Source organism: Amycolatopsis pretoriensis (genome assembly GCF_900107925.1).
Taxonomy (GTDB): domain Bacteria; phylum Actinomycetota; class Actinomycetes; order Mycobacteriales; family Pseudonocardiaceae; genus Amycolatopsis; species Amycolatopsis pretoriensis.
The window spans coordinates 386,238-409,185 of the sequence record NZ_FNUJ01000001.1 but is presented as its reverse complement, the minus strand read 5'-3'; the positions used below and the strand labels follow the sequence as shown (position 1 = coordinate 409,185).

Annotated in this window: 22 protein-coding genes; 10 read left to right on the top strand and 12 right to left on the bottom strand. The window is 72.0% G+C overall.

Going from position 1 to position 22,948, the window contains the following annotated elements:
* Nucleotides 1–54 precede the first annotated feature (54 nt).
* Nucleotides 55–1,230, top strand: a complete 1,176-nt coding sequence (locus BLV96_RS01950; RefSeq protein ID WP_167379543.1) for an ROK family transcriptional regulator — start codon at nucleotides 55–57, stop codon at nucleotides 1,228–1,230.
* Between the two features lie 377 nt (nucleotides 1,231–1,607).
* On the opposite strand, the gene BLV96_RS01945 is transcribed toward BLV96_RS01950, so the two are convergent.
* Complete coding sequence (locus BLV96_RS01945) at nucleotides 1,608–1,838, bottom strand: hypothetical protein (protein ID WP_086680168.1); 231 nt, start codon at nucleotides 1,836–1,838, stop codon at nucleotides 1,608–1,610.
* A gap of 229 nt (nucleotides 1,839–2,067) precedes the next feature.
* Here BLV96_RS01945 and BLV96_RS01940 point away from each other — a divergent pair, with 229 nt between their 5' ends.
* The 4 genes from BLV96_RS01940 (at nucleotide 2,068) to BLV96_RS01925 (ending at nucleotide 5,154) form a co-directional block, all read left to right on the top strand.
* The gene (locus tag BLV96_RS01940) at nucleotides 2,068–2,331 is read left to right on the top strand and encodes a hypothetical protein (RefSeq protein ID WP_086680147.1); all 264 of its coding nucleotides are present in this window, start codon (nucleotides 2,068–2,070) and stop codon (nucleotides 2,329–2,331) included.
* A 70-nt stretch (nucleotides 2,332–2,401) separates the two neighbouring features.
* Nucleotides 2,402–3,895, top strand: a complete 1,494-nt coding sequence (locus tag BLV96_RS01935; protein ID WP_086680146.1) for an MFS transporter — start codon at nucleotides 2,402–2,404, stop codon at nucleotides 3,893–3,895.
* Between the two features lie 2 nt (nucleotides 3,896–3,897).
* Nucleotides 3,898–4,470: a TetR/AcrR family transcriptional regulator gene (locus BLV96_RS01930; RefSeq protein ID WP_086680145.1), complete on the top strand. Its 573-nt coding sequence runs from the start codon at nucleotides 3,898–3,900 to the stop codon at nucleotides 4,468–4,470.
* 123 nt (nucleotides 4,471–4,593) lie between these two features.
* On the top strand, nucleotides 4,594–5,154 hold the full coding sequence (locus BLV96_RS01925) for a snapalysin family zinc-dependent metalloprotease (protein ID WP_086680143.1): 561 nt from the start codon (nucleotides 4,594–4,596) through the stop codon (nucleotides 5,152–5,154).
* On the opposite strand, the gene BLV96_RS01920 is transcribed toward BLV96_RS01925, so the two are convergent.
* A complete protein-coding gene (locus tag BLV96_RS01920; protein WP_086680141.1) occupies nucleotides 5,142–6,548 on the bottom strand; it encodes an APC family permease in 1,407 nt (468 codons plus the stop codon). The genes BLV96_RS01925 and BLV96_RS01920 overlap by 13 nt on opposite strands.
* Before the next feature lie 120 nt (nucleotides 6,549–6,668).
* Here BLV96_RS01920 and BLV96_RS01915 point away from each other — a divergent pair, with 120 nt between their 5' ends.
* Complete coding sequence (locus tag BLV96_RS01915) at nucleotides 6,669–7,271, top strand: TetR/AcrR family transcriptional regulator (RefSeq protein WP_086680166.1); 603 nt, start codon at nucleotides 6,669–6,671, stop codon at nucleotides 7,269–7,271.
* A complete protein-coding gene (locus tag BLV96_RS01910; protein ID WP_086680139.1) occupies nucleotides 7,268–8,332 on the top strand; it encodes a DmpA family aminopeptidase in 1,065 nt (354 codons plus the stop codon). The genes BLV96_RS01915 and BLV96_RS01910 overlap by 4 nt, the downstream gene beginning before the upstream one ends.
* 412 nt (nucleotides 8,333–8,744) lie before the next feature.
* Here the strand turns inward: BLV96_RS01910 and BLV96_RS01905 are convergent, their stop codons facing one another.
* The 5 genes from BLV96_RS01905 to BLV96_RS01885 are packed head-to-tail and all read right to left on the bottom strand — an operon-like array spanning nucleotide 8,745 to nucleotide 15,370.
* Nucleotides 8,745–10,418 (bottom strand): carbohydrate-binding protein, encoded by a 1,674-nt coding sequence (locus BLV96_RS01905; protein WP_086680137.1) that lies wholly within the window; start codon nucleotides 10,416–10,418, stop codon nucleotides 8,745–8,747.
* Between the two features lie 31 nt (nucleotides 10,419–10,449).
* A complete protein-coding gene (locus tag BLV96_RS01900; protein WP_086680135.1) occupies nucleotides 10,450–12,318 on the bottom strand; it encodes a glycoside hydrolase family 127 protein in 1,869 nt (622 codons plus the stop codon).
* Between the two features lie 30 nt (nucleotides 12,319–12,348).
* Nucleotides 12,349–13,146: a carbohydrate ABC transporter permease gene (locus BLV96_RS01895; RefSeq protein WP_086680133.1), complete on the bottom strand. Its 798-nt coding sequence runs from the start codon at nucleotides 13,144–13,146 to the stop codon at nucleotides 12,349–12,351.
* Nucleotides 13,143–14,075 (bottom strand): carbohydrate ABC transporter permease, encoded by a 933-nt coding sequence (locus tag BLV96_RS01890; RefSeq protein WP_086680131.1) that lies wholly within the window; start codon nucleotides 14,073–14,075, stop codon nucleotides 13,143–13,145. Before BLV96_RS01890 ends, BLV96_RS01895 begins: the two co-directional genes overlap by 4 nt.
* Nucleotides 14,076–14,077: 2 nt before the next feature.
* Nucleotides 14,078–15,370: an ABC transporter substrate-binding protein gene (locus tag BLV96_RS01885; RefSeq protein WP_091388658.1), complete on the bottom strand. Its 1,293-nt coding sequence runs from the start codon at nucleotides 15,368–15,370 to the stop codon at nucleotides 14,078–14,080.
* A gap of 125 nt (nucleotides 15,371–15,495) precedes the next feature.
* Between BLV96_RS01885 and BLV96_RS01880 the strand changes: the two genes are divergently transcribed.
* Nucleotides 15,496–16,527 carry a LacI family DNA-binding transcriptional regulator gene (locus BLV96_RS01880; RefSeq protein ID WP_086676921.1) on the top strand — a complete coding sequence of 344 codons (1,032 nt, stop codon included), beginning with the start codon at nucleotides 15,496–15,498 and terminating at the stop codon, nucleotides 16,525–16,527.
* Nucleotide 16,528: 1 nt separating this feature from the next.
* On the opposite strand, the gene BLV96_RS01875 is transcribed toward BLV96_RS01880, so the two are convergent.
* From BLV96_RS01875 to BLV96_RS01855, 5 genes are all read right to left on the bottom strand, one after another.
* Entirely contained in the window at nucleotides 16,529–18,388 is a 1,860-nt protein-coding gene (locus BLV96_RS01875; RefSeq protein ID WP_086676920.1) for an alpha-galactosidase, read from the bottom strand.
* Between the two features lie 111 nt (nucleotides 18,389–18,499).
* Nucleotides 18,500–19,000 carry a hypothetical protein gene (locus tag BLV96_RS01870; protein ID WP_086676919.1) on the bottom strand — a complete coding sequence of 167 codons (501 nt, stop codon included), beginning with the start codon at nucleotides 18,998–19,000 and terminating at the stop codon, nucleotides 18,500–18,502.
* A gap of 1 nt (nucleotide 19,001) precedes the next feature.
* Nucleotides 19,002–19,460, bottom strand: coding sequence for a dihydrofolate reductase (locus tag BLV96_RS01865; protein WP_086676918.1), 459 nt, complete (start codon nucleotides 19,458–19,460; stop codon nucleotides 19,002–19,004).
* On the bottom strand, nucleotides 19,457–20,254 hold the full coding sequence (locus BLV96_RS01860; protein WP_086676917.1) for a thymidylate synthase: 798 nt from the start codon (nucleotides 20,252–20,254) through the stop codon (nucleotides 19,457–19,459). Before BLV96_RS01860 ends, BLV96_RS01865 begins: the two co-directional genes overlap by 4 nt.
* 10 nt (nucleotides 20,255–20,264) lie before the next feature.
* A complete protein-coding gene (locus BLV96_RS01855) occupies nucleotides 20,265–20,861 on the bottom strand; it encodes a TetR/AcrR family transcriptional regulator (RefSeq protein WP_086676916.1) in 597 nt (198 codons plus the stop codon).
* A gap of 53 nt (nucleotides 20,862–20,914) precedes the next feature.
* Between BLV96_RS01855 and BLV96_RS01850 the strand changes: the two genes are divergently transcribed.
* Entirely contained in the window at nucleotides 20,915–21,586 is a 672-nt protein-coding gene (locus BLV96_RS01850) for a class II aldolase/adducin family protein (RefSeq protein WP_086676915.1), read from the top strand.
* The gene (locus tag BLV96_RS01845) at nucleotides 21,583–22,524 is read left to right on the top strand and encodes a carbohydrate kinase family protein (RefSeq protein ID WP_091388655.1); all 942 of its coding nucleotides are present in this window, start codon (nucleotides 21,583–21,585) and stop codon (nucleotides 22,522–22,524) included. The genes BLV96_RS01850 and BLV96_RS01845 overlap by 4 nt, the downstream gene beginning before the upstream one ends.
* Nucleotides 22,525–22,948: the final 424 nt, after the last annotated feature.

Sequence of the window (22,948 nt, the reverse complement as noted above, 5' to 3'; positions counted from 1 at the left end):
ACGCGGGAGGATCCAGTGGGGCAAAACGGGCCGCAGGTCGGAACTCCGGCGAGCATGCGGGCGCTGAACCAGCGGCTCGTGCTCGACCGGCTGCGCACCCGGGGCGAGGCGACGCGACCGCAGATCGCGGCCGGCACGGGGTTGTCGAAACCCACGGTGGGACAGGCACTCCTCGATCTGGAGCAGCACGGACTGGTCCGGACCACTGGCCGCAGCCTGGCGGGCCCGGGCCGCGCGGCGGTGGTGTACCGGGCGGCGCCGGACGCGGGGCACGTCGTCGGCGTCGACATCGGACGGCGCGCGATCCGGATCGCGGTGGCGGACCTGGAGGGCAGCATCGTCGCGCGGCTCGACGAGCCCAACCGGTGCCGGTCCGCGAGCACTTTGGTGCGCACGGTGAGCGAATCCGTCGAACGTGCGGTGGCTTCGGCGGGGCTTTCGCCGCACGACGTCGTCGCGACGGTGGTCGGCACGCCGGGCGTCCCCGACCCGGCCACCGGGACGGTCCACCGCGCGCCGAACCTCCCGGGCTGGGAGCGGCGCGGGGTGCTGCACGAGCTCGTGGCGGCGCTGGCCGGAGCGGGGTCCGACGTCGTGGTGGAGAACGACGCGAACCTGTGCGCGGTGGGCGAGCACGCGCTCGGGGCGGCGCTGGGCGTGGACGTGCTGGTGTGCTTGACGGTGGGGACGGGCATCGGGATGGGCCTGCTGGTGGAGGGCCGCCTGTTCCGCGGCGCCCACGGGGCGGCGGGCGAGATCGCGGACCTGCCGTTCGGCCCGTTGCCGTCATCGGCGGGAGCGGGGGCGCGCCGGCCGGGTCCGGTGGAGACCGCGGCCGCGGGGCAGGCCGTGGTGGACGCGGCGCGGGCCGCGGGGTTGACCGTGCGGTCGGCAAAGGACGTTTTCCGGCTGGCCCGGGGTGGGGACGCGCGGGCTTCGCGGGTGGTGGCGGAGGAAGCGGAGAAGCTGGCTTACGTGGTCGCGGCGGTGACCGCGGTGCTCGACCCGCGGCTGATCGTGCTGGGTGGTGGGATCGGCGGCAACGCGGACCTGCTGGCGGCCCCGATGCGGCGAGCCCTCGCGGCGACGGTGCCGGTGGTGCCGGAGATCGTGGCGGGCCAGCTGGGTGAAGACGCGGTGCTGGCGGGGGCGATCGCGACCGCGCTGGGGACGGCCCGGGAGCTGGTGTTCGACCGGCGCGGCCTGCGCCGGGCGGCCGGGGAGGGGTAGCGGGAGAACGACCGGTCACTCCGGTCGGAACGATCGGTCGTTCTCAAGGAGAAATGATCGGTGGTTCCCAGGGAGGAATGATCGGTCGTTCCCAGGGAGAACGATCGGTCGTTTCCAAAACGAACGACCGGTCACTCCGGAAGGAACGATCAGTCGTTCTCAAGAAAGAATGATCGGTCGTTCCCGAGGAAGAATGATCGGTCGCCCTGGAATGACCGCCCCCGACTGCTCCAAAATGGTCGGGGCGGCAGACCGACCTGCCCGCGCCGCCCAGTCGCAAGAAACCTCCCCGCGGGTTCGCGCGGCGCAGCAGCCGGCACACGGCCGCGCGGGAAAGAACGATCGGTCCCCTGAGCGCGCTGCGATGAACTCCCCGGCTAGTCCGAAGGCCCCCGCAGGGTGAGCACGACCCGCAGCACGTGCTCGACCGCCGTCGGAAACGGAGCCCCTCGCAGCTCTCCCCGTTCCGCCAAGTTCTCCGCCGCGAACTCAAGCACCCGCTCCGGCCCGCCCCGCCGCACGACGAGCGCCGCCAGGTCCTCGAGGTCCAGCTCCGGGTGGTCCAGGCGCGTCAAGGCGAACTCGACCATCAGCTCCTCCGCCGTCATGTCCACCTCCACCGTCCATCCTAGGCGCCGCCGGCTAACACTTGATCGAACAGACGGCGAGCCCCGATGTGGTGATCTCCGCCCCCGCGCCCACCACCCACAGCAGGCGAACAATGGGCCATTCGGCGGATATTCCGGGCGATCGTGTACGTACCGCGAATACCCGGTAACCCGGACGAGCCGGTCGGTCATGATGCATAACCCACCCGGCGACGGACGGAGGCGCCCCATGGCGATGCACCGGTACCGCACCCGGCCCGTCGTCCGGCGGCCGCGGCACGCTCTGCCCGCCCGCTGGTGGCCGCCCATGCTCCTCGCCGCCTCCGTCGCCGCAGTCATCCCCGGCGACACCGTCGGCGGCCTGCTCGTCGGCTCCAGCGTGCTCGTCGCGCTCACCGCGCTCGCCGCCGCGCGGCGGGTTCTGGGCCACGCCGCCGTGCACGTCAACCTCATCCTCGCCGAAGAACTCAGCGAAGACCCGCGGGGCGACTGACCCCGCCCGACCGGCGCGGTGACCGACTTCACCCGTGTTACTGTACCGTCCAGACGGTATAGTAACCGGCATGACCATCACCGCGCCCACCCCGGAACACCAGACCCTGAGCCCCCGCCGCCGCTGCGCGGCCCTCGGCGTGCTGGTCGGCGCGGTCCTCCTGCTCGCCGTGGACGGCACCGTCCTCTACCTCGCCGTCCCCTCACTCACCCGCGAACTCGCGCCGAGCGCCGTCGAGGTCCTCTGGATCGGCGACGTCTACTCGCTCGCGCTGGCCGGCCTGCTCGTCACCGCCGGCAACCTCGCCGACCGGTTCGGCCGCAAGAAGGTGCTGCTCCTCGGCACCGCGGCGTTCGGCCTCGCCTCCGCACTGGCGGCCTTCTCCCCCACCGCCGGCGTGCTCGTCGTCGCGCGGCTGCTGCTGGGCGTCGCGGGCGCGACGATCATGCCGTCGACGCTCTCGCTCATCCGCACCCTGTTCACCGACCCGCGCGAGCGCACCCGCGCCATCGCGATCTGGTCGGCCGGGTCCGGCGGCGGCATCGCGCTGGGCCCGCTCGTCGGCGGCGTGCTGCTCGAGCACTTCTGGTGGGGCTCGGTGTTCCTGATCAACGTGCCGATCGTCGTGCTGTTCCTGATCGCGGGCGCCTTCCTGCTGCCGGAGTCGCGCGACCCGAACCCGGGCCGTTTCGACGTGCTCTCGGCCGCGCTGTCGATGGCCGCGATCGTCCCGCTGGTCTACGCGGTCAAGCACGCCGTCAGCGCCGGCGTCGACGCGCAGGTCGCCGTGGCCGCCGCCGTCGGGATCGCCGCCGGCGTCCTGTTCGTGCGTCGGCAGAAGCGCGCGGCCGACCCGCTGATCGACGTCACCCTGTTCCGCAACGGGGCGTTCAGCGGCGCGGTCCTCGCCAGCTTCATCGCGGTCTTCGCGCTGATGGGCCTGCTGTTCTTCTTCTCCCAGTACCTGCAGCTCGTCCGCGGCTTCTCGCCCCTGCAAGCCGGCTTCGCGGAAATGCCGGCGACACTCGCGTCGATCGTCGTCGTGGCCGCGGTCGGTGTGGTCGTCGGCCGGCTCGGCCGCGGACGGGCCGTCGCCGCGGCGCTGGCCGTCGCGGCACTCGGCTTGGCACTGGTCGCCGTCGCCGAACGGATGCCGCAGTACTGGTGGCTCGGCCTGACGCTCGTCCCGGTCGGGCTCGGGGTCGGGCTCGCGCTTACGCTCACCGTCGACTCGGTGCTGTCGGCCGTGCCGCGCGACAAGGCCGGCTCGGCGTCCGCGATCTCCGAGACGGCGTACGAACTCGGTGCGGCACTGGGGATCGCGATCCTCGGGTCGCTGGTCACCGTGGTCTACCGCGGGTTCCTGCCCACCGGCCCGGTGCCGGCCGAGGTCCGCGATTCCCTCGCGGCCGCGGCGAACACGCTCGACCCGGCGTCCGACCTCGCGCACGCCGCACGCGAGGCGTTCACCGGCGCCATGCAGGTGACGTCGCTCGCGGCTGCCGCGGTCACGGCCGTCGCCGCGGTGATCGCCTGGCGTACGATTCCGTCCGGAAAGGACTGAGAATGCCTCGCAAAGCCGGTCGTAGCCCGGAGGAAACGCGCCGGGCGCTGCTGGACGCGGCCGGGACGGTCATCCGCACGCGGGGCATCGCCGCGTCGCTCGACGAGATCGCGAAGGCGGCCGGGGTGTCGAAAGGCGGGCTGCTGTACCACTTCCCCGCCAAGGACGCGCTGGTCCGCACCCTGGCACAGGACCTGCTGGACACGTTCCGCACCGAGGTCCACGCGGCCCTCGACCCGGCGGACACGGCACCGGGCCGGCTGACGCGCGCGTACGTCCGGGCGTCGCTGGACACGTCGTACGACGAGGTGGCGATCCGCCAGAACATCGCGCTGATCGCCCAGCTGATCTCGATCCCCGAGATCGCCGAGCTGGCCCGCGCGGACGCCGAGCGCTGGAACGCGGACTTGAGCGCCGACGGCCTCCCGGGCCCCTTGGTCACCCTGGTGATAGCGGCGGCGGACGGCGCGAGCACGGCCCCCCTGTGGGGCGCGGGCATCGACGTCACCGCCGCCCGGGAGCTCGAACAGCAGTTGCTGGACCTGACGACCGGGACTTTGTCAACCCGCGAATAGTGTTGGTAAATCACCACTTGCCAAGCCCTACGGAAGTCGGCTCCGGGACGGGCGAGCAGCCGGTAAATTTTCGACAGCGCGCGCAAATCCGGCAAATCCCCGTCCCCCACGAGGAGTCTTCCGATGTCGAGGAAGTTCGCCCTGGCCGGCGCCGTTGCGCTGGCCCTGGCCGTGACGCCGATCGCCGCGGGCACCGCGTCCGCCGCACCGGCCTCCACCCAGCAGGAAGCCGCCGTCACGACGGTGTACTACAGCACCGCCAGCGCGCCGTCGTTCCGGTCGGTCATCAACGCGGGTGCCGCCAACTGGAACAACAGCGTCACCAACGTCAGACTGGTCGAGCGCAACTCCGGCGCGAGCCTGCGCTACACCGAGGGCAACGACCCCCGCGGCTCCTACGCCTCGACCAACGGGCACGGCAGCGGCACCATCTTCATCGACTACACCCAGGCCCGCCAGTACAACCCGACCCGCATCGCGGCGCACGAGACCGGCCACGCCCTCGGGCTGCCGGACCACTACTCGGGCCCGTGCTCGGAACTGATGTCGGGCGGCGGCCCCGGCCCGTCGTGCACCAACGCGGTGCCGAACGCGGCCGAGCGTTCCCGGGTGAACTCGCTGTGGGCCAACGGCCTCGTGGCGACGAACCAGCAGCGCGCCGTCGAAACGATCTACGGCTTCTGATCGGTCCGCGCGCCGGTGGCCTTCGGGTCACCGGCGCGCTCCGACGGGTCTTCGGCCAGCTGCCAGCCCCCGCGGCGGCGCAGCACCACGCCGTAGTACACCGCCGCCAGCAGGACGATCCCCGCCGTGACGATCAAGCTCGGCCGGCCCACCTCCGGGTCCAGCAGGTTCTGGTACACCACGAACACCAGCACCGCCAACGCCAGCACCGGCGCGACCGGGAACCACGGCATCCGGTACCGCGCGTGCGCCGTCGCGCCCGTGCGGCGGCCGTTCAGCGCACCCAGGCACAGCGCCGCGTACACCACCACGATCGACGTGCTCGTCACCACCAGCAGCAGCTTCGGGTCGACGTAACACAACGCCGCCGCCACGATGCCGGTGCCGACCGTTGCCACCCACGGGGTTCCGAAGCGCGGGTGGACCGCCGCCAGCGCGCGGTTGACCGCGCCCGGCCAGGCGCGGTCTCGGCCGCTGCTGAACACCAGGCGGGAGCTGATCAGCACGATCGCCAGCACCGCGTTGACGATCGCCAGCGCCACCGCGAGGCTGATGATCGTGTCGAGCGTGCCACCGCCCCGGGCGGTGATGAACGCCGACAGCATGTTCTCCGCGCCGAACAGCTGCCCGAGGTCGGGGGCGCCCAGCAGGACCGCCGTCACCGGGACGAGCTCGGCGACGACCGTGATCGCCAGGGCCAGCAGGATCGCGCGGGCGATGCCGCGCGGCGCGTCCTGGGTTTCCTCGCCGAAGTAGACCGCCGAGCCGTAACCGTTGTAGGCGAACATCGCCACGGCCATCGCGATCGCGATGGCGCCGACGGTCGCCGGGCCGCCGTCCGCGGCCACCGGGTGCGCGAGCAGGTCGGTGAACGGCCGGGCCGGGTGCAGGAACCCGAGCGCGCTCACCACGACCAGCGCGAGGATCTCGATGGCCAGGAAGACACCGGTGACCCACGCGTTCAGCTTGATGTCGAACACGCCGACCACGGCGGCCAGCACGCACGTCACCGCCGCGACCGCCGGCCCGGGCAGGCCCGGCCAGAGCACGCTCAGGTAGGTGCCGACGCCGAGCGCGATCACCGCGACGATGAGCACCTGCGTGATGATCATCAGGCCCAGCACGGCGAACCCGGGCAACCGGCCCAGCGTGCGCGCGACGATCGCGTATTCGCCGCCGGCCACGGGGAACGCCGACGCGAGCTCCGCGTAGACGAACGCCATGAACACCCCGACGACCGCCGCGGCCGCGAAGCTGAGGAACGCGCCGGTGCCGGCGCCGGTGAGCACCCCCGGCGCGATGATGAACACCGACGACGCGGGGCTGATCGCCGAGAGCGTGATGAGCAGGGTGCCGAGCGTGCGCAGGCCGCGGCGGAGGGCGGGGGTGGTCACGAGCGGGCCTCCAGTTCTTTGAAGCTCCTTCGAACAACCAGGTGACCACGCATCAAAGGCGCTCAACGTGTTCTAGTCAAGAGCTTGCTTTTTTCGAAGATCCTTCGAAGAATGACCCGCATGGCACGACCGAGCAGGGCCCCCGAGCGGCGGGCCGAGCTGATCGCGGTGGCGCGCCGCGCCGTCGTCGAACGCGGGGTCCTCAACCTCCGGCTGCGCGACATCGCCGACGGCGCCGGCCTCTCGTCCGGCTCGGTGCTCTACTACTTCCCCACCCTCACCGACCTCCTGCAGGAGGTGCAGCACGAGGCCGTCGAACGCTTCTGCACGCAGCGCGAGGAAGCCGCCCGGCGCGGGACACCCCGGGACCGGCTCCTCGCCACGATCCGCGGCGGGCTGCCGAGCGGCTCGGACGACGAACTGTGCGTGCTGCTCTACGAACTCGGCACGATCGCCCGCCGCGACCCCGCCTACGCCGCCCGGCACATCGCGCTCTACGAGCGGCAGGTGCGGATCTACACCGGGATCCTCGAGGCCGGCGCCGCGACCGGCGAGTTCACCCTGACCGCCGACGCCGTCGCGATCGCGCGGAACCTCGTCGCCCTCGAAGACGGCTACGGCCTGCACCTCACCCAGGCCGTGCCGACGCTGGAGCGGGCGACCGCCGAAGCGATGCTGCTGTCCTACGCCCGCACCGCCTGCACCCTGGAGGACCTCCGATGACCCGTGCCCGCGACCTGGGCGTCCCGCTGCCCGGCCGGCCCGGCACGCACAACGCGCTCACCGACGTCCCCGGCGTCGAAGTCGGCTACACGACGCTGGTCGAGGGCGAGTCCGTGCGCACCGGCGTCACCGCGGTCCTCCCCCGCGGCCGCGCGGACTTCGCCGTCCCGTGCGCGGCCGGGACGTCCTCGCTCAACGGCAACGGCGAGATGACCGGCACCGCGTGGCTCGCCGAGACCGGGTCGCTGACGCTGCCGGTGCTGATCACCAACACCCACGCCGTCGGGCCGTGCCACCGCGGCGTCATCGACTGGGTGGTGCGCGAGCGGCCCGACGTCGCCGCGGAGTGGCTGCTCCCGGTGGTCGCCGAGACGTGGGACGGCTACCTCAACGACATCAACGCCCCGACCATCCACAGTGGACACGCGGTGGCGGCGATCGACGCGGCCCGCCCGGGCGCGCTCGCGGAGGGCTCGGTCGGCGGCGGCACCGGGATGACGTGCTACGGCTTCAAGGGCGGCACCGGCACGGCGTCGCGGGTCGTCGCCCACGGCGCGGACGAGTACACGGTGGGCGTGCTGGTGCAGGCCAACTTCGGCAGCCGGCGCGAACTCACCGTCGCGGGTTCGCCGGCCGGCCTCGCGCTGACGGCGGACAACCCGATGGAAGAGTGGGCGGCCGCGCCGGCCGGCGCGGGGTCGGTGATCGTGGTCGTCGGGACGGACGCGCCGCTGCTGCCGGGCCAGTGCACGGCGCTCGCCCGCCGCGTCCCGCTCGGCCTGGCCCGCACGGGCACAACGGGCTCCCACTTTTCGGGCGACCTCTTCCTCGCGTTCAGCACGGCGAACCCCGGCGCGTTGACCAGCACGTTCCCGCGGAGTTCGGACGCCGAGTACGAGACGTTGCGGTTCGTGCCGTGGGGCCGGATCGACCCGTTCTTCGAGGCGGTCGTGCAGGCTGTCGAGGAGGCGGTGCTCAACGCGCTGGTGGCCGGCCGCGAGACGACCGGCCACCGGGGACGGCGGGTGCCGGGGCTGCCGGTTTCGCACTGGCTCGGGTGACCCTGACCGGGACGAAATCGGTGATCATCCCGATGGCGCGCCAACGCCGCGACAATACGGTCGAACCATGCGAAAAACCCTCCTCGCCGGGCTCACCGGCGTTCTCCTGGCGACCACGGTTCCCGCGGCCACCGCCGCGCCGGAACAGCTCGGCCCGCCCGAGCCGCAGTGCCGGCACCACAACGGCTACCACTACTTCGCCACGACGACGTGGAACTCGACGATCACCATGCGCAAGTCACGCACCCCTCGGCGGGCTCGCTTCCGCGCGCGACACCGTCGTCTTCACCCCGAGCAGGCCGAACGGCGCCGGGACCATGTGGGCGCCGGAGTGCCCCCTGCTCACCGGGCCGAACGAGCCGCGCTGCTACCTGTACTACGTCGCCGGCCGGCCACTGTTCCACTCACGACGTCAGTTCAGTTGCAGGTAGTCGAGTTCGGCGTACCCGGTGCCGCCGGCGAAGAACGGCGCGCCCTTGGCCAGCCGGATCACGTTGTAGCCCGCATGCAGGCTCACCGACGTCGAAACCGTGCCGAAGCTGCCCCAGCCCGCCGTCGGTGGGTAGCTGACCGTCGACCAGGCACCGCCGTTGTAGGCCAGCCCCTGGGTCGACGTCGCTCCGGTGCCGTTCGCGTAGCCGATCGTCATGGTGTACGCACGCGCGCTCGGGACGTTCACCACGAAGTCGACGTAGCTGTCGCTGCGCGGATCACCGGAGTTGTCGATGCGCCCGACGTAACCGCCGTTGGACGCGCTGCCGCTCGACAGCCGCTGCGCGCGGAACACCGACGCGTTCTCGGCTTCGAAGCGCTGCTGATAAGTACCGCTGGTGGGTTCGACGACCAGGTGGTACGCGCTCGTCGCCGACATGTTGGCCACCGGCACGGTGATCTGTCCATTGGAGACGGTGTAGGTCGACGTCGAGATCGTGGTCGGCGCGGTCACCGCCGTGAACCGCCCCGACGACGGCGTCGACTCCAAGGTGACACGCACGGTGCCGCTGAGCCCGGTCACCCGCACCGAGTTGGTGCCGGACTCGTCGCCGAAGACGACGTCGACGCGCTTGCGGGTGGAGTCGTAGGACGCGAACCCGTCGAGCCCGGTCTGCGCCGGCGGCGTCGTGGTCACCATCGACCCGGCCATGTCGCCGTACCACTTGTACAGCCACCACGTCCCGGTCGGCTGGGTGTTGTTGACGACCAGGCCGTTGACGGTCCCGTACTCGTACCAGAACGCCCGGTCGGCGCCCGCCACCCCGGCGCGTTCCAGCTTCGAGACGTAGTTCGCGACGCGCCCGGGCACGTCGACCTCGTCGGTCCAGGCGTACTCGTTGATGAAGATCGGCCGCGCGCCGATCCCGAGCGAGGACTCCAGGGCGCGGTACGCCGAGACGTCGGCCGCGATCGACGCGCTGCTGTGGCCCAGCTCGTGCCAGACGACGACGTCCGGCACGGTGTTCGTGTTCCTGGCGTTGGTCAGGAACGTCCGCATCCGGTCGGTGTTCCAGCTCGAGTACCCGGGCCCGGCGACCGGCGTGACGGTGTCGCGGGTGCGGATCCGCTGGACCGTCCGCGTCCAGCCCGTGTTGAAGTCTCCGGCCGCCGCGGTGTTCCAGGTGCCGTCCGGCTCGTTCCAGATCTCCCACGCGGCGACGTTGCTCACCGACGTGGCCGCCAGTCGCCTCGACACCATCGTGTCCACCTTGGACAGCCAGTCGTCCCAGCTCACCCACTTGTAGGGGAAGTCCGGGTAGATGTCGGGCATGCGGATCACCTGAGCGGCGCCGACCCGGTCGGCCTGCGGCGCGACCAGCAGCGCGTCGCCACCGGGCGGCTGGCCGTTGGGCTTCTGCCCGACGCCCGGCGGAGGCTGGGTGAGGGTGTTCAGCTTGAGCGGCAGCAGGGTCGAGTCGGCCGGCCGGCTGTTTTCGGCCAGCGCGTACAGCCCGCCGGCGGCGGCGTGCGTCACCGGCCGGAACGCGGCCGCGGCGTTCACCACCAGCGTGTGCCCGGCGGCCTGGGCGGGGGCCACCGCGAGAGCGCCGAAGACGGCGATCGCGCTGACCAGTGCGAGGGTTCGGGACATCGGGGAACCTCGATCGTGTCGGGGACGGGGATCACCCGGCGGTCACCGGGAGCCAGACCCGCATCGGGCCGGGTTCCCGGTTGCCCCACCGGAAGTACGGAATGAGGTGCAGCTCGACCGGCTCCCCGGCCACGTCGGCGACCGCCGGGTACAGCTCGTCCGACGCGGGCGGCTCGACCCGGCCCCGCGCGGTGAGGGCCACCGGGTCGCCGGCATCAAGGGGGCCGGCGGGATCGATCCGCACGTCTTCGAGCGTGACGCCGGCCGGCAGGTCGGCCTGCTCCACGCAGTGGACGAGCGGCCCGCGCGCCACGGCGACGCAGCCGCGTACGGCGTCGATCCGCGGGTGCGGCCGGACGATCCGGGCGGGCATCGGCAGGTCGAGGGTCACGGTGGCGCCGGCGGACCAGTCCCGGCGCACTTCGGCATATCCGTCGCGGACTTCGGCGGGCGAGCCGTCGATCAGCGCTTCGGAAGCCCAGCCCGGGATGCGCAGGCTCAGGGCGAGCGCCGCGTCCGTCGTCACCGAGACTTCGACGCGGCCGTCCCACGGGTACCGCGTGCGCGTGACGACGTGGACGTCGAAACCGTCCACAGTGGTCTTGACGGCTCCGTCGGCGTACAGGTGCAGTTGGAGCCCGCCGTGGTCGGTGGTGGCGACGTAGCCGGACAGCGACGCGACCAGCCGGGCGAGGTTCGGCGGGCAGCACGCGCACGAGTACCACGCCAGGCGCTGCGAGGGCGCGTCCTCGTGGGAGCCGTCGTGGCCGGTCCGCAGGTGCAGCGGGTTGGAGTAGAAGAAGTGCGTGCCGTCCACCGCGGTCGAGCCGGCGATCGCGTTGTACAGCACGCGTTCCATCTCGTCGGCGTACTTGCCTTCGCCGGTGGCCAGCAGCATCCGCCAGTTCCACTGGAAGCTCGCGATCGCGGCGCAGGTTTCGCCGTACGCCCGGTCCGGCGGCAGCTCGTAGGGATCGCCGAAGGCCTCGTCCCGGTGGCGTGAGCCCTGGGCGCCGGTGAGGTAGGTCTTCGCGCCGAACGCGTCGGCCCAGAGCCGGCGGGCGGAGTCGAGCAGCGCGTCGTCGCGGGTCTCGACGGCGACGTCGACCACGCCGGCGAGCAGGTACAGCTGGCGCACGACGTGGCCGGCGACCTCGTCGGCCTCGCGCACCGGCACGTGGTCCTGCAGGTACCGGGGACCGAACCGCTCGCCGTTGAGGAGGCCGCGACCGCGCAGGTCGAGGAACCGCTTGGCGAGGTCGAGGTACGGCCGGTGCCCGGTCACCCGGTACAGCTCGACCAGCGCGGTCTCGATCTCCGGGTGCCCGTCGACGTCGTCGACGACCGAGAACCGTTCGACGATCAGGTCGGCGAACCGCCGGGCGACCGTGACGAGCTGGGCGCCCACCCCGGCCCGCGCGGCGGCGACGGCGGCCTGGATCAGGTGCCCCGCGCAGTACAGCTCGTGGCTCCAGTGCAGCTCTTTCCACCGCAGTTCGGGCTTGTCGACGGCGAAGTAGGAGTTGAGGTAGCCGTCGTCGGCCTGTGCCTTGGCCACCAGCGCGGCGGTGGTGTCGAGGAACGCCCGCAGCTCGGCGTCGTCCGGAGTCCGGCCGAGCTGCCAGGCGGCGGCCTCGAGGGTCTTGTAGACGTCGGAGTCGGCGAACCACATGTTGCGGCGGCCGGCTTCGACCTCGCCGGTGACGCGGCGGAGGTTGTCCAGCGCGCCCGCGACGTCAAGCTGCTCGACGCAGTGCGGCAGCGACCGCGTCGCGTTGCGCTCCTGCCAGTCGCCCAGGAAACTCCCGGCGGCGAAGGTGACGGCGCCGAGGAAGAGCGGGCGCAGCGCCGCCGTCGCGGCGGGCGTGGGGTGGACGGGGCCGAGGATGCGTTCGGTCATCGAGTGCTCCTGTCACGCCGTTGAGGTGGCTCAGCCCTTGAGGGCTCCCGAGGTGAAACCGCGGACGTAGTACCGCTGCAGGACGAGGAAGACCGCCACGCACGGCAGGGCGGACACGACCACGCCCGCTTGCAGGGCCCCGAAGTCGACCGAGCCGAGGCTGCCGGACTGGAGGTTGAACAACGCGACCGGCAGCGTGAACTTCTCGCCGTCGGTGAGGAAGATCAGCGGCGCGACGAACTCGTTCCACGCCGCCAGGAACGAGAACAGCGCGATGGTGACGACGCCGGGGAGCACCCCGCGCAGCAGCACCCGCCGCAGCGCGCCGCCGACCGAACACCCGTCGATCAGCGCCGCCTCTTCGAGTTCGACGGGCAGCGCTTCGAAGGAGTTGCGCATCATGAACAGCCCGAAGGGCAGCTGGAGCACGGCCAGCACGAGGCCGAGGCCGATCAGGGAGTTCTGCAGGCCGAGCCAGCCGAGCAGGATGTAGAGCGGCACCAGGATCGTCGTGTACGGCACCATCAGGATCGCCAGGGTGACCAGGAACAGCAGGTTGCGCCCGGGAAAGGCGAGCCGGGCCATCGCGTAGCCGCCGAGCGTGGTCGTCACGACCGTGACGACCACCGCGACGAGTGCGACCACGGTCGTGTTGAGCAGGTAGGTGCCGAGGCCGGTGCCGTAGCCGGCGAGCCGCCGGTAGTTGTCGATCCCGGAGTCCCCCGCCTCGCGGCCGGTGAGCGACGAGTACAGCGTCCACAGCAGCGGCAGCAGGAACAGCACGGCCAGCGCCGCGCTCGTGACGAGCCTGCCCGCGCCCCGGATCACCGGCCCTCCCGGCGGATCAGCCGCAGCTGGGCGACGTTGAGGACGACGAGCACGGCGAGCGTCGCCACCGACACCGCGGCGGCCCGGCCCAGGTCCTGCGACAGGAACGCTTCGCGGTAGATGTCGATGACGACCGTGGCGGTGTCGTGCCGGCCGCCGGTGAGGATGAAGAACTGGTCGAACGCGAGCAGGGAGCCGGTCAGCGACAGCACCGCCGCGAGCGCGAGCGTCGGGCGCAGCAGGGGAAGCGTGACGCGCCACAGGATCTGCCACCGGGTGGCGCCGTCGATCCGGGCGGCCTCGTACAGCGCGGGGTCGATGCTCTGCAGGCCGGTCATCAGGATGAGCATGTAGAACCCGGCGAAGCGCCAGGTGATCATCCCGACGGCGGAGCCGAGCGCGCTGCCGCCCGAGCCGAGCCAGTCGACTCGGCCGAGGCCGAGGAAGCCCACGAAGTTGTTGAGCGCGCTCGAATCCGTGTTGAACAGGCCGTAGAAGAGCAGGCTGGTCGACGCGAGCCCGACCGCGCTGGGCAGGAAGAACACCGTGCGGGCCACACCCGTGCCGGGCCGGTCGTGCTGGACCAGCAGCGCCAGCCCGAACGCGACGAGCCCGAGCACCACGGTCGTCACCAGCGTGTACTTCACCGTGAACCCGACCGCGCGCAGGAACAGCGGGTCGGTCAAGGCGTCGTAGTTCGCGACGCCGTTGGGCGCGGACGTGCCGACCAGCGGCCAGTGGTTGACCGACATCCACAGCATCAGCCCGAGCGGCACGACGAAGAAGACGGCGACCAGCACGGCCATCGGTGCGGCGTAGGCGATCCCGAGCCGACGCCGGCCGCGGGCGATCGAGCCGCGACGGCGGCGGCGGTGGGCCGGTGCCGGGGTTTCCGGCGCCGGGGCCCGCGAGGACAGCAGCGACACCATCGTCAGCTGCCGCTGGAGAGGGATTCGGTGACGGCCGCGTTGTGCTGCTTGAGGATCGAGCCGACGTCCCCGCCGCCGAACACCGCGTCGATCACCGTCGCGGTCCAGGGACCGTTGGTGTCGTTGAAGGTCTTGCCGAAGTTGACCGAGATCGGCGTCTGGCCCTGGCCGGCGAGCCGGTTGAACACGCCGAGCCGCGGGTCCTGCTCGGCGTAGGTGTTGTCGGCCAGGTCCGAGCGGACGGTGATGTTCTTGCTCTTCGCCACGACGTCGACCTGGGCCTGGTCGGACAGCGTCCAGGAGATGAAGTCCCACGCCGCCGCGGCGTGCGTGCTGTTGCTGCCGATCCCGACGACGTCCCCGCCGACGAACGAGGAGCTGCCGCCGGTCAGGCCGGGGATCGGGGCGACGCCGACCTGCAGGTCCGGTCCTTCCTTGATGCCCTGCAACGCGGTCGCGCCCATCGGCTGGATGCCGATCTTGCCGTCGGCGAACGGCTGCGTCCACGTCGGCCCGGACTCGTTCTTCGCCGAAGCCGGCACGACGCCGTCGGTGAAGAGCTGCCGCTGCCATGCGTAGACCTGAGCGGCCTGCGGGCTGTCGAGGGTGGCCGCGGTCCCCTGCTCGTCGAGCACGGTGCCGCCGGAGGCCCAGATCATCGGCCAGGTGGTGAACAGCTGGCAGCCCGGGCAGGCGCCGCCGAAGAAGTAGCCCTTGACGTCCCCGCCGAGCGCGGCGATCTTGCGGGCGGCCGCAGCGAGCTCGTCGAGGGTGGCCGGCGGTTTCGCGGGATCGAGGCCGGCGCGGGTGAAGAGGACCTTGTTGTAGAACACCGCGGAGAGGTCGATGTCGTGCGGCACCGCGAAGTGCTTGCCCTCGAAGGTGGCCGCCTTCATGTGCGCCGGGGCGAGGGATCCCTTGAACGCCAGCTGGTTCACGCGGGCGGAAAGGTCGAGGAAGAGGCCCTTGGCCGCGTAGTTCGGCGCGTAGACGACGTCGGCGGCGAGCAGGTCCGGCAGCTGCCGCGCGCCCGCGGCGGTGCCGACCTTCTGCTGGTAGGAGTCGGCCGGGAAGACCGTCAGCTTGACCTTGTTCCGGTGGCTCGCGTTGTAGGCGTCGATCAGCGTCTGGCTGAAGGTGGCCGTCGGCGACCGGGTCCACATGGTGATCGTGGTGCCGTCGTCCACGCCGGCCGGGTCGCCGGCCGCCGCCCCGGACGGACCGCTCTGGCACGCCGCGAGGACGAGCACGCCCGCGAGAGCGGCCGCGGCCCTGGTTCGGATGTGCGAAGTCATCGACTCTCCTAACGAGAGGCCGCCGCCTGGGAACGTCGAGGAGGAGGAAAATTCGGAAACCGGTTGCCGAATCAAGTTAGGCGCTTCGCCACGAGCTCGTCAAGCGCCTGAGGTACTGTCGCAGCATGCCCCCGCGGAAACTTTCGGAAACTCCCGGAAACGTCGCCAAGCCGGCCACGATCAGCGAGGTCGCCCTGCTGGCCGGCGTTTCGGTCGGCACCGCGTCCAAGGCGCTCAACGGCCGCGGGTCACTGCGCGCGGAGACCCGGCAGCGAGTGCTCTCGGCCGCCGAGCAGCTGGGCTTCCAGCCCAACCGCGCGGCCGTCACGCTCAACTCGGGCCGCACCTACACCGTCGGGATGATCACCACCGACACGATCGGCCGGTTCAGCATCCCGCTGCTGATGGGCGCGGAGGACGCGCTGGGCGCCGGCGAGATGTCGGTCTTCCTCTGCGACGCCCGCGACGACCCGATCCGGGAGCAGTACTACCTGCGCACGCTGCTGTCGCGCCGGGTCGACGGCATCATCGTCACCGGCCGCCGGACCCAGGCCCGCCCGCCGATCGGCGCCGCGCTGCCGATCCCCGTGGTGTACGCGTTCATCAGCTCGGCCGACCCGCACGACTGCTCTGTCGTGCCGGACGAGGCCGGCGGCGCACGCAAGGCCGTCGACCACCTCCTGGCCACCGGCCGCCGCCGCGTCGCGCACATCACCGGTCCCGAGCACCACCACTCGGCGACCGTGCGCGCGGCCGCGGCCGCCGGGCGGCTCGCCGAAGACGGGCTCGACCTGGTCGGCGCGCCGATGTTCGGCGAATGGAGCGAAGCGTGGGGACGCCAGGCCGCACGGATCCTGCTCGGCGCGGACACGGCGTTCGACGCGGTGTTCTGCGGCAGCGACCAGATCGCCCGCGGCGTGGCCGACGCCCTGCAGGCGGCCGGACGCCGGGTGCCCGGCGACGTCGCGCTCGTCGGCTTCGACAACTGGGACGTCATGGCGCTGGCCTGCCAGCCCCCGCTGACGAGCGTCGACATGGAACTGGAGACACTCGGCCGGACCGCCGCCGACCTGCTGCTGGCGGCGATCAACGGCGAGCCCTCCCCCGGCCGGCACACCAGCCCGGGCCGGCTGGTGATCCGGGACTCGACCGCGTAGGTCACCGCCGGGTCCACTGCTGGTTGGCCCCGCCGCCGCAGGCCCAGAGGATGATCTTCGTGCCGTTGGCGGTGGCGGCACCGCTCGCGTCGAGGCACAGCCCGGACAGCGCGTTCGTGATGGTTCCGTTCGTGTTCAGCGTCCATTGCTGGTTGCGCCGGCCGTTGCAGTCCCAGCTGACGACGGCGGTGCCGTTCGTGGTCCCGTTGTCGTAGGCGTCCAGGCACTTCGTGCCGTTGACGACGAGCTGGCCGCGTACCGGCACCCACGTCTGGTTGGGGCCCGCGGCGCAGTCCCACAGCTGGGTCCGGACGCCGTTGGCGATGCTGTTGTCGTTCACGTCGAGGCACCGGCCCGACTGCGTGCCGGCCACCTGGACGCCGGTGGTGCCCGGCAGGGGCAGCAGGGAAACCGCGGACGGCGGGGTGCCGCCGAACGTCAAGGTGTTCGCGCCTTTGCCCAGGGAGACGATGGCGGACACGGTCTTGGCCGCTCCCCCGGTCGCCGGGAAGGCGACGACGGTGGGCTGCTGGCCGTTGACCGTGAGGGTCTGCGTCCGCGTGGTGGTCGCGCTGTAGGTGAAGGTCGCGACGGCCAGACCCGTTGCGGCCGCGGTGGTTCCGCCGGACTGCGCGGCATCGGTGCCCTGGACGGTCAGCAGCACGGAATCGTCGGCCGGGACGCTCACGCTGTAACCAGTGGTGTAGCCGCCTTTGTCGGACCCGGCCCAGAGGTTCCGCACCTTCGCCGACGCCGTCGTCAGGCCGAGGTCGGCCCAGCGCACGGTCATCGTCGCCGCGGACGACGTCCGGTTGAGCAGCAGCACCGCGCGCTTTCCGCTGCCGCTCAGGACTTTGCCGTACACCTGGAGCCCGGCGGCGTCCTCGGCGACCTTCACCCCCTGCAGGCCGCGCGGGTCCTGGTCGACGGCGACGACTTCGCGGTTCTTCAGGATGTTCGCCGTTTCCGCGGTCATCGTCGCGAGGTTGTTGCCCGCCAGCAGCGGCGCGCCGGAGACGGCCCACATGCCCAGTTCGGTCCGGCCCTGCGCGGCCGTCAGCCCGGGCATGCCGACGGTGAGCATGTCGGGGTCGTTGACGTACCCGGTGTGCTGCGAGACGGGGTGCTGCGCCTGGTCGAAGTTCGTCAGCGCCTGCGGGAGGGTCGCGGTCTGGCCGTAGTAGATGATGTCGGTGCTGGTGCGCCACATCGGGGCCGTGCCGGCGCCCCAGTTCCAGGGGTTCTTCTTGCCCCAGTCGCAAATGGACAGGGTGAGCGTGCGCCCGGTCTGCGCGGTCGCGGCCTTGTTGGCGTCGCTGATCGCCTTGTACGTGCTGACCGGGTCGAGGCCCTCGGCGTCGCCGCCGCACCAGTCGACCTTGACGAAGTCGAAGCCCCAGCGCTGGAACTGCAGCATGTCCTGCAGGTAGTGGCCTTCGCTGCCGGAGCCGGGCGCGGCGGGGCGGCCGGTCGGGAAGTAGTAGCCGCAGCCGTCGCGCCCGGCGTCGGTGTAGATGCCGGCTTTCAACCCCTTGGCGTGCAGGTAGTCCGCGATGGCCGGCATGCCGCCGGGCCACTCGGCGGTGTCCACCGTGATGTTCCCGGCGCTGTCGCGGGTGCCCTGCCACCAGCCTTCGTCGATGTTGACGTAGGTGTACCCGGCGTCCTTCAGGCCGGCCGAAACGAGGGCGTCGGCCTGCGCCTTGATGACGGAGGCGTCGATCTTCGCGGCGAAGGTGTTCCAGGAGGCCCAGCCCATGACGGGTGGCGGCACCGGGGCCTCCGCGGCGCTCGCGGTGCCCGCACCCAGGAGCATTCCGGCGAGCAGCAGGAGCGCGGACAACGCGTGGCGCAGCTTCATGGCGGGGCTCCGACTTCGTCGTCGAATGTGTTAGCGTTAACATTCGGTGCTACGGGTGAATTGTTGACCTGCGATCATTCCCCCGTCAACCGGCGGATGGCGGAAAGTCGCTCAGTGGGCGGTCTTCAGGCCGATGACGACGAGCCCGAGCCCGACGAGCGCGGCCACGAGGAGCAGCTGCTTCCACCACGGCAGCCGCGTGCGGCGGACCGCGAGGAGGGCGAACAGGCCCATCTCCGCGACGAGCAGCCACACGCTCGCCCAGATGGCGACGGAGAACCGGACCACGTCGAGCGCGCCGGCGACCAGCAGGAGACCGGGCAGCACCGCGGCTTCGAGGATCTGGCCGCTGGCCCGCAGGAGCAGCCGGACGTCGGCGCGTTCGCCGTCGGCCTCGTGCAGGGCGAGGTGGGAGACGTACTCGGCGAACAGGCTCGCGGCCCAGATCCCGCCGGTGGCGATCACCAGGTCGAGGACGGCGGACCAGGGGTCGAGGGGGTCCCCGAGCCGGCCGGCGAGGACGAGCAGGGTGCTCAGGCAGGTGATGCCGCCGTAGACGCGTTCCCGCAGCACGGCCGCCAGGTGCGCAGGCCTGAGCCCGGTCCGGGTCACGCTAACCCCAGGTCAGGAAGCGGTAGTGCAGCCCGGTCGACGACTCCTGCCACTCCCCCGTGGCGTCCGGCGCCCGCCCCACGTCCGGCGCGAGCGTGTCACCCTCGAACGTCTCCCGGATCTCCGTCACGACGATCCGGTCCGCGAACGGCAGCGCCGCCCCGTACACGGCCGCGCCGCCGATCACCCAGCCGTCGCCGGACACCGAGTCCAGCGCCTTCGGCAGCTCCGGGAACGTCTCGACGCCTTCTTGCGGGGTCGACGACAGCACCACGTTGCGCCGGCCCGGCAGGGGCCGGAACCGCGGCGGCAGCGACTCCCACGTGCGGCGTCCCATGAGGACGGTCGCGCCCGACGTCAAGGTGCGGAAGTGCTTCAGGTCCTCCGGCAGGTGCCACGGCAGCGTGCCGTCGCGGCCGATGACGCCGTTCGCCGACTGCGCCCAGACCAGCCCGATCACACCGCCACCGGCGCCTTGATGCCCGGGTGGGGGTTGTAGCCGTCGAGCGCGATGTCGTCGTAGGTGTACTCGAAAAGGCTGTCGGCGTCCTTGAGGCTGAGCGTCGGGAACGGGCGCGCGTCGCGGGCGAGCTGCTTGCGCACCTGCTCTTCGTGGTTGTCGTAGATGTGACAGTCGCCGCCGGTCCAGATGAAGTCGCCGACCCGGAGCCCGACCTGCTCGGCGATCATGTGCGTCAGCAGCGCGTAGCTGGCGATGTTGAACGGCACGCCGAGGAACAGGTCGGCGCTGCGCTGGTACAGCTGGCACGAGAGCTCGCCGTCGGCGACGTAGAACTGGAAGAACGCGTGACACGGCGGCAGCGCCATCTGCGGGATCTCGCCGACGTTCCACGCCGACACGATCATCCGCCGCGAGTCCGGGTTCTCGCGCAGCGTGCGCAGCACCTCGGCGATCTGGTCGACGTGCCCGCCGTCCGGGGTCGGCCACGACCGCCACTGGACGCCGTAGACCGGCCCGAGATCGCCGTCCGGCGCGGCCCACTCGTCCCAGATCGTCACGCCGTTGTCCTGCAGCCAGCGGACGTTGCCCTCGCCGCGCAGGAACCACAGCAGCTCGTAGGCGACCGAACGGAAGTGGACCTTCTTCGTCGTGATCAGCGGGAAGCCGTCCGCGAGGCGGTAGCGCAGCTGGTGCCCGAAGATCGACCGCGTGCCGGTGCCGGTGCGGTCCGCCTTGCGGGCGCCGGTGTCGAGAACGTGGCGGAGCAGGTCTTCGTACTGCGTATCGGGCATGCCCGCGAGCCTAGACGAGCCGTTCCAGATAGGCCCGGAGCATCGCCTTCAGCTGGTCGAGCAGCGCGGCGGCGCCGTCGGGATCGGCGCGGAAGGCCTCCTGGATCACGGCGTCGGCGGCCAGGAACGCGGTCCGGCACGCCGTCGCGGCCGCCTCGTCGTCGCGCAGCAGGCCTTGGGCGACGAGCACGCGGTGCACGCCGGCGGCCATCACGCGCTTGTGGGCGACGTCGGCTTCGCGCGTCGCCGCGGTGAGGCCGCGGCCCAGCCAGAGCGCGCGGAACCCGGGTTCGGCGCGGTACAGCGCGGCGAAGGCGTCGACCAGCAGGCCGACGGGATCGTCCCAGTTCTCCCGCGCGGCCTGGTCGGTGAAGGCCGTCATGAGGTCTTCGAGGCGGGCGAGGTAGCCCTCGGCGAGGGCTTCGGTGATGGCGTCGCGATCGGGGAGGTACTGGTAGAGCGTCCCGACGGAGACGCCGGCCGCGGCGGCGACCCGGGTGGTCGTCAGCGCCTCGACGCCCTCTTCGGCGAGCAGCCGGTCGGCGGCCTCGAGCACCCGGGCCAGCTTTTCGCGGGCCCGGGCCTGGCGCGGCACTCGCGGTGGCATCCGGCTCCAAACCTGAACGTGACTTTGTTTCGGGTTTATTCTAGCCTCGGGCCATGACAGCGGGAAGTTCGGTGCTCGACGACGCCCGGCGGGCGGTGGCCCGGGCGAGCAACGGCCTCGCCGCGGAGGGCCTGCTGATCGGCACGGCGGGCAACGTGAGCGTCCGGGCCGGTGACCACGTGGCGGTGACCGCGACGGGGGTCGTGCTGGGCACGGCCGGGCCGGCGGACGTCACGGTCGTCGACCTCGACGGCGGAGTCGTCGACGGCGAGCTGGCGCCGACGTCGGAACTGGAGCTGCACCTGGGGATCTACCGGCGCTACGGCGCGGGCGCGGTGGTCCACACGCACTCCCCGCACGCGACAGCGGTGTCGGTGGTGCTCGACGAGCTGCCCTGCGTGCACTACCAGCAGCTCGCCCTGGGCGGCGCGGTCCGCGTCGCGCCGTTCGCCGTGTTCGGGTCGGCGGAGCTGGCCGAGGGCACTCTCGCGGCACTGGAAGGCAAGGCGGCGGCGCTGCTGGCCAACCACGGCGCGATCGTCCACGGCCCGACCCTGGAGGCGGCGATGGACCACGCGTTGCTGCTGGAGTGGGCGTGCGGCCTGTACGTCCGGGCGGCGACGCTCGGCGTCCCACGGGCATTGGACGACGTGCAGCAGGAAGCCGTCGTGACCGCGGCGGTCCAGCGCGGCTACGGCCGCCCGCGGCGGCTGGAGGACCGGTGACGCAGACCGTCGTGACGCTGGGGGCGCACGTGTTCGACGTGCAGGTCCGGCCGGTGACGGCGATCCCGGAGGGCCAGGGCGCGACACTGGTGGAGCAGATCCGCTTCGGCCCGGCGGGAACGGCGGCGGGCACGGCGGTGACGCTGGCGAAGCTCGGCGCGGACGTCCGGACGGCGGGCGCGGTGGGCGACGACCCGATCGGCGACCTGCTGCTGTCGATGCTCGCCCGGTACGGCATCGACACGTCGCTGGTGCTGCGGCGATCCGGGGTGCAGACGTCGGCGTCGGTGCTCCCGATCCGCCCGGACGGCAGCCGGCCGGCGTTCCACGTGCCGGGGGCGAACCTGGGGTTCGAGCCGGCGGAGTTCCCGGCCGCGTCGCTCACCGGCGCGACCCACCTGCACTTGGGCGGGCCGGAGCTGATGGGCGGCGTCGCGGCGGCGTCTCTGCTGGCGCCGGCGCAGGCCGCCGGGGTGGTGACGTCGGCCGACTTGCTGGCGCCCGGGGATCCGGGGGTGCTGGCGTGGATCGACCCGGCGTTGCCCTCGGTGGATTACCTGTTGCCGAACGAAGAGCAGGTCCTCGGCTTGACGAGCGCGGTGTCGCTGGAGGAGGGCGCGCACGCGTTGCTGGAACGCGGGGTCGGCTGCGTGGCGGTCACGCGGGGTGCGCGTGGGGCGCTGGTGGTGACACCGGAGGCGACGCTGGCGGTACCGGCGTTCGCGGTCCCGGTGGTGGACACGACGGGGTGCGGGGACGCGTTTTCGGCGGGCTTCCTGCGGGGCGTGGGCCTGGGGAGGTCGTTGCGCGAGGCGGCGGTACTGGGCTGCGCGGCGGCGGGGCTGGTGGCCCAGGGGCTGGGGACGGACCACGGCGAGTTCGACCTGGCGGCGGCGGACACCTTCGCGGCGGAGACGCCGGTGCTCCCGATCGACTGACGCCCGGGCCGGGCGAGCCCGGACTCCCTCCGCGGCCTCGGTGGCCCGGCCAGGACTTACCGCCCCGCCCTCAACCCACCGGCGGCCAGAACTTCCCCGACCGGCCTTCCGCCCACCGGCGGCCCGGCCAAAACTTCCCCCGACCCGTCTTCAGCCCACCGGCGGCCCGGCCAGAACTTCCCCGACCCGCCGTCAGCCCATCGGTGGCCCGGCCAGGACTTCCCCGACCGGCCTTCCGCCCACCCGCGACCCGGCCAAACTTTCCCGACCCGCCCTCAACCGACCGGCCGCCCGGCCAAAACTTCCCTCGACCCGCCTTCAGCCCACCGGCGGCCCGGCGCGGCGTCCGCTGCCCCAAGCGCCCCAATGTGGCCTTGGTTGCGTCTCACGCACCCAATGTGGCCTTCGGTGCGTCACACGCACC